The sequence below is a fragment of the Pseudanabaena sp. 'Roaring Creek' genome (assembly GCF_001402795.1).
In the GTDB taxonomy this organism is placed as follows: Bacteria; Cyanobacteriota; Cyanobacteriia; order Pseudanabaenales; family Pseudanabaenaceae; genus Pseudanabaena.
This window is the reverse complement of the sequence record NZ_LIRE01000049.1, coordinates 1-6,781: the sequence shown is the minus strand read 5'-3', so window position 1 is coordinate 6,781 and position 6,781 is coordinate 1. Positions and strand designations below refer to the sequence as shown.

Genomic DNA, 6,781 nt, shown 5'->3' with positions numbered 1-6,781 from the left:
TATAGTTGTTTTAAATAACTTGTAGACGGGCTTCGACTTCGCTCAGCCCTCGGTGTAAGCTAGCTGAGCGAAGTCGAAGCTGTAGTTTTTATTTGAATTATCTATAAGAAATTGCTACACCATTTCTTAACTTGGTATAGAACCCAATAAGAGAAGGTTTGCGCTCAGCGCCAACTTTCTCTTATTGGGTTTTGATATTTGACCTAACGCAGATGACAGCTTTATCGACTGAACTAGACCGTTGCTGCAGCAGTGCGCTTGCGTCTACCCGTACTCGTAGTAGTTGCGACCGCTGTCACCTCAGAAGCATTGGCGGCAGTGCCATTACCATTACTTCCATTTTCAACCTTCGGAATCACCTTAACAGCACCTGATTTTAAGGTTACGCCCAGAGCATTAGGCTTAGCGGCTGGGGCAGGAGCCGACTGAGTAGAATTTGGAGGAGTTTGCAATAGGAAGACAATCATAGGCTTACTTTGCATTTGTTGGCGGAGGACGCGGGTGAGATCGCGTTCAAGTTGACCGCGTAAACCAGTCCAATCAACTTCAAGAGAGCCGACATTTCGGGCAAAGTTACCCCAGCAATTGGCTAAGGAGTTATCGATCGCCTTGGCAACAGCCGCAATAATCTGCGAACGTTCCATTGGTAACACTACGCCGCTTAGTTGAATATCGGGAGTCGTAGCCAGTTTGCCATCAAAGCCTACGGATACAGCGATCGTGAAAATGCCATCTCCAGACAACTGCTGACGATCGCGCAATACATCACCCTTCACCATCCCATCACGGGAAGAATCGACCAGTTCAACACCAGAAGGAACCTTATCGACAATCTTCATGTAGTCTTGGCAAACCTCGACCACATCACCATTTTCGGCGATCACAATATTTTCCTTAGGAATTCCCATATTCTCTGCCATCTTGGCGTGCTGCTTGAGCATTCTCAATTCACCATGGGCGGGGAAGAAGAACTTCGGACGGACTAGAGCTAACATCATTTTATGCTCTTCTTGAGATCCATGTCCTGAAACGTGAATGCCCTTATCTTTGCCGTAAATCACATCGGCACCGAGAGCAATTAATCTATCGATGGTGCGTACTACAGGAATAGTATTTCCGGGAATCGGATTGGCTGAGAAAATGATCGTGTCACCTTGGCGGACTTCCAATTGTTTGTGACTGCTATTGGACATGCGGGTTAGCGCCGACATCGGTTCGCCCTGAGAACCTGTAGTCAAAATCAAAATTTGATCGTCGCGATAATGGCGCAAATTTTGGAGGGGTTGGAAGAGATCGTCGCGGCATTTGATATAGCCGAGGTTACGGGCATGGGCAATAACATTTAACATCGATCGCCCAACGACACCTACGACACGACCTTGCTTGTCGGCAATATCTAAAATCATGTTCACGCGATGGACTGAAGAAGCAAAGGTAGTAATAATCACCCGTCCTTTAGCCATCATGATATATTTTTCGAGATTGGGATATACAGCCCGTTCGGAGGGAGTAATGCCGGGAAGTTCGGCGTTTGTCGAATCGCTAATGAGAGCTAGTACACCTTTTTCGCCATGCTCTGCTAATCGATGCAGATCAAAGAATTCTCCATCAACGGGAGTATGGTCGATTTTGAAATCCCCAGAATGGATGACTACACCCGCAGGGGTATTGATGGCGATCGAGAAACTATCAGCGATCGAGTGGGTATTGCGAATGAATTCGACAAAGAAGCTCGTACCCACGCGGACAACATCACGCGGCATCACGCGGCGGAGTTCTGTACGGTTTAATACGCCAGCTTCACGCAGCTTGTCTTCCAGCAAAGCCATGGCTAAACGGGGACCATAAATAACGGGAATTTCAAACTGTTTCAAATGGAAAGAAATTGCCCCAATATGATCTTCATGCCCGTGGGTAACAATCATGCCTTTGATCTTATGCTTGTTTTCGCGCAAGTAAGTCATATCTGGCAATACAACATTCACTCCAGGCATCATGTTGTCAGGGAATGACAACCCACCATCAAGGAGCATAATTTCGTCGTTATATTCAAACACCCATGTATTTTTGCCAATTTCATGAAGTCCGCCAAGGGCGATAATTTTCAATGCTGGAGCGTTAGATGTAGTCATAGGTTGATTTTTGGTAAATAAAGTGAATAAATTTATAGGAGGTTGTAGGCGAGAATGGCAATTTTGAATTGCGAAAACAATTCAGCATCTTGCTTTAATGGAAACTGAGGATCTTGTCCGTTCTTGTCTCGTTCTTGTCTTCTTGTCTATGGATGCGCTAATAGAGATGCGCTAACGGCTTTGGATAAAACGACCAGAACATTTATAGAAAGATGTAATCTCCCCCACAAGTTCGCTCTAAGTTGCGATGTATATTTTGGTCAAAATCCCGATACAGACTGCTGGAATATGTCTTTGGATATAAAACTTGAATGATCTTGTAAAAGCAATTGGATAACTAGCCCTTACAACTAGGTAAGAATGCCAATCTCCTTTAATACAGACTTCAATTTAGCTTCGAGATCGGCATTACCCATCACTAGAGGCGATCGCACCACGCCCGTATCTAATCCCATCAGTCGCAAAGCGATCTTGAGGGGAATCGGATTGCTAGTCAAGAACAAAGCCTTAAACAAAGGAAAAAGCTGAAGGTGAATTTGCAATGCTTCGTTAACTTTACCGACGGCAAAGGATTCCATCATTGCTTGTAGTTGCTTGCCAACTAGATGTGAAGCCACGCTGACCACTCCCTTTGCACCCACAGCCATCAATGGCAATGTGAGAGAGTCATCACCCGAATAGATCGCAAAATCGGCTGGTGTGAGAGCGCGAATTTGACTAGCTTGATCTAAATCACCCGTTGCTTCCTTAATTCCGATAATACTGGGAATTTCAGCTAGCTTAGCAACGGTCTCAGGCTCTAATTTACAACCTGTACGACTAGGAACATTATAGAGAAGCATCGGTAGTTCGGGGGCAGCTTCAGCGATCGCTCGAAAATGTTGATATAGTCCCTCTTGCGGAGGCTTGTTGTAATACGGTGTTACTTGCAGTGTACCATCTAATCCGAGATGTGCAGCCTTTTGGGTAGCAGATATTGCCTCAGAAGTAGAATTCGATCCTGTACCAGCCATGATTTTCGCTTTGCCAGCGATCGCCTGTTGTAGCACCGAAAACAGTTTATACTCCTCATCCCAACTTAATGTTGGTGATTCGCCTGTGGTACCGCACACCACAATTGTGTCAGTTCCCGTCTCAACTAGGTGTAAGGCAAGCTGTTCGGCTTTCCCATAGTCAACATTCCCTTCTAAGTCAAAGGGAGTAATCATTGCCGTTAGTAAACGTCCGAAATCAATTTCACTCATACATACTCAGTAAATAGAAGCTTGCTAGCCAAATAAATATCGCTAAGGAACGCTATGGCATATACCGCTATGCAATATTTAAGTAGATTTAATTAGAGGAGATCCTTGGCAATCAGGAGTTCCGCGATTTGGACGGCATTTAGCGCGGCTCCTTTACGAATTTGATCGCCACACAACCATAATTCCAAACCATTAGGGTGCGAGATATCTTGACGAATTCGACCTACTAGTACGTCATCTTTGCCACTAGCATCGATCGGCATGGGGAAATAATTTTTACTAAAGTCTTCAACTAACCTTACCCCTGCGGCCGTTGCCAGAATCTCCCTAGCTTTATCGGGATGAAAAGGATGAGAAAACTCTAGATTAATTGCTTCGGAATGAGCTCGCAATACGGGAACCCGTACACAGGTTGCAGAAATCCGAATATCGCGATCGCCAAATATTTTGCGAGTCTCGTTCACCATTTTCATTTCTTCCTCACAGTAGGAATTTTCAGTCATTGGTGAATTATGGGGGAATAGGTTAAAAGCCAAGGGATAGGGTAAAACTTCGGGGACAGCGGTTTCTCCGTTAAGAATTGCTTGTGACTGTACTTTTACTTCTTCCATTGCCCTTGCCCCTGCCCCACTAGCCGACTGGTAAGTTGCGGCGACAATGCGTTGGATGGGTTGAACTTGATGCAAAGGATAAATTGCTACTGTCATCAGAATGGTGGTGCAGTTAGGATTAGCAATAATGCCTTTATGCTGAGTCACAGCCTCAGGATTAACTTCTGGAACGATCAAGGGCACATTGGGATGCATCCTAAAGGCACTGGAGTTATCAATGGATATTGCCCCTGCTTTAGCCGCTATTGGCAACCACTGCTTGGATATGCTACCGCCTGCGGAGGCAAGGACAATATCGACATCATCAAAGGAAGACTCCGTAACAGCTTCGATCATTAATTCTCTGTCAGCAAACTTAACTGACTTACCCGCTGATCGCTCTGAGGCTAACAGTTTTAACTTGCCCAAGGGAAAATTTCTTTCTTCTAGCAATGCTAAAAGCTCTGTACCAACTGCACCTGTTGCTCCGAGAATGGCAACGTTATATGTTCTACTCAATGAACCTCCGAAATAAAAACATCAAAATTAGGGGAAACTTTTGCTAAAACCGTGTAATGACTTATGTATAGTTTCATCATTCACTTGTAGCGTAATTACATACTAACAAACTTTCAAGCTATTGAGAACTTTTTTGATTAGGGGCCAGTAAAAATTGCATCTTCAACATCTTGACGACTGAGCGAATAGGGAAAAGCCCGTTGAATTTCTTTGCCCCCGTAAGCGTCTTGAATATAACGCACACGAATATCTTCAACATCCATCACAATTTCTGCTTGCCATGAGGAGCGGTTAACTCGCCAGACATTAGGGTTTGACTGATCTTGATAGCATCCTTGCTCGTCTAACCATGCTTCAAGGGCAGGCAAAGGATGATTGTAAAGGGGTGTAGAGGGGGAGGGAAGCGCCATAGGTGACGAGGAGAGGATAGGAAATTATGGTAGGTAGAGCCAAAAAATTGATAGGGGCGCGATCGCTTCGGGGAAAAGTCGATCTCCACGCAGCAAGGCGACTAAAAAAACTAGCACTAAACAAGCAACTAGCGTAGCACCAATTAACAAGAGTGCAAATAGTTCGCCGCCAGATAATGGACGTTCGCTAGGTAAACCGTCATCATCAATAGTTTGCAGGTTTTTGGGGGTTCGGCTTTGAGCTTTGCTGGCTGTGGCATTGGTCGATACTTGTTTTTTTATGGTCGTGTTTTCTATGCTCGCGTATTGAAATCTTGAAAATTGAATGCGGCGATCGTAGTTTTGGCGGCGATCGGCATTGCTAAGAGTCGCATAGGCTTCATTGATCTGGCGAAAGCTCTCAATAGCCTCATCCTTTGGCAGTTGAGTTGTATCGGGATGATAGAGTTTACTCAGATCGCGATAGGCGCGGCGAATATCGATCTCACTCGCCCAAGGGTTAACGCCAAGGATTGCATAGTAGGTTTTGGACATGGTTTTAAGATATAGCGCAAGCTGCGCATTTGCTACGGGATTTTTGGGTTTATATCGGTTATATCTTAGTTGCACTTATTTAGTTGCACTTACTTTAGTTGCACTTATTTAGTTGCACTTATTTTAAAAAGCTGCACTCATAAGTGCAGCTTTTTAAAATAAGTGCAGATTTTGAGTTGCTATCAAAACAGAAAAAATCACCTTACAGAACTTGCCTATCAGAATTCACAAATTTGCATAACGATTTTGATGCTTCCTCTAATCATGGGAGTATATTTACTTCTGTAGGTAGCACAATGCCAAGCTTTGTGTAAATTGCCCATGTTCACTTTCTTAGTTGTGCTATTTTCATGCCTTGGACTCGCATTATCAGTGCTTTATTAGTAATTCCCCTCGTACTCGCGGCGATCGCCTTCGGTGGTTGGGCATTTACAGCAGCATTCACACTGCTGGTTGTTTTTGGTGAGATGGAATATTTTGCATTGGTAAGAGCCAAGGAAATCGTTCCTGCTAGCAAAATTACCATCTCTGTCAGTTTAGCATTGCTTATAGTTTCGCAATTGAGAGTAGAGCTTGCGGATGCGGTGATCCCAATTGCAGGCACTTTTATTTGCTTTTATTTGCTGTTTCAGCCTCGCATTGCCACAATTTCCGATATTTCCGCATCGATTTTGGGTCTGTTTTATGGCGGCTATCTACCAAGTTTTTGGATCAGAATTAGAGGTCTTGGTGATGGTAATGCCTTTATAGTGAGCGATCGCCTCCAGCAGTTTGACCTTTTTAACCATTTACGTGACCTTGATGGACTGTCATGGTTGAGGATTACTTTTCCCGTATCCGATGGTTGTATCTACGTGCTAATGGCATTTTGCTGTATCTGGGCTTCCGATGTCGGAGCCTATATATTTGGCAAAGTTTTCGGACGCACCCGCCTTTCTGACATTAGTCCAAAGAAGACCGTAGAAGGAGCGATCGCAGGTTTGATCTGTTGCTGCGTGACCGCAATTATCTGGGCTTTTAGTTTGGGATGGGCGCAGTGGTGGTTATCTGGAGCGATTTTAGGTCTATTAATTGGGATCGCTGGCTTACTGGGCGATCTGACCGAATCAATGATGAAAAGGGATGCGGGAGTCAAAGATTCGGGGCAAATTATGCCAGGTCATGGTGGCATTCTTGATCGTGCTGACAGTTATGTGTTCACTGCCCCACTGGTGTATTACTTCATTACCTTGGTATTGCCACTCGTTCATTAATGTAGCTGTCGCCAAATGTACTGCCAAATGTACTAGGACATAAAACCCAAGAATTAATTGGCGGCGCGAAGCGCCGCCAATTAATTCTTGGGTTTTGAT

6 protein-coding genes are annotated in these 6,781 nt (G+C 44.5%); 1 reads left to right on the top strand and 5 read right to left on the bottom strand.

Annotated elements, in window-relative coordinates; all coding sequences use genetic code 11:
* Positions 1-233: 233 nt before the first annotated feature.
* The 5 genes from AC805_RS01660 to AC805_RS01640 form a co-directional block, all read right to left on the bottom strand.
* Positions 234-2,132, bottom strand: coding sequence for a ribonuclease J (locus AC805_RS01660; protein ID WP_055073806.1), 1,899 nt, complete (start codon positions 2,130-2,132; stop codon positions 234-236).
* 350 nt (positions 2,133-2,482) lie between these two features.
* The gene (gene dapA, locus AC805_RS01655) at positions 2,483-3,376 is read right to left on the bottom strand and encodes a 4-hydroxy-tetrahydrodipicolinate synthase (protein ID WP_055073805.1); all 894 of its coding nucleotides are present in this window, start codon (positions 3,374-3,376) and stop codon (positions 2,483-2,485) included.
* Positions 3,377-3,468: 92 nt separating this feature from the next.
* Positions 3,469-4,485, bottom strand: coding sequence for an aspartate-semialdehyde dehydrogenase (locus AC805_RS01650; protein WP_055073804.1), 1,017 nt, complete (start codon positions 4,483-4,485; stop codon positions 3,469-3,471).
* Positions 4,486-4,622: 137 nt separating this feature from the next.
* A complete protein-coding gene (locus AC805_RS01645; RefSeq protein ID WP_055073803.1) occupies positions 4,623-4,895 on the bottom strand; it encodes a DUF3143 domain-containing protein in 273 nt (90 codons plus the stop codon).
* Positions 4,896-4,919: 24 nt separating this feature from the next.
* On the bottom strand, positions 4,920-5,429 hold the full coding sequence (locus AC805_RS01640) for a J domain-containing protein (protein WP_055073802.1): 510 nt from the start codon (positions 5,427-5,429) through the stop codon (positions 4,920-4,922).
* A 350-nt stretch (positions 5,430-5,779) separates the two neighbouring features.
* On the opposite strand from AC805_RS01640, the gene AC805_RS01635 reads away from it, so the two are divergent.
* Entirely contained in the window at positions 5,780-6,682 is a 903-nt protein-coding gene (locus AC805_RS01635; RefSeq protein WP_055073801.1) for a phosphatidate cytidylyltransferase, read from the top strand.
* The last annotated feature ends 99 nt before the right edge of the window (positions 6,683-6,781 follow it).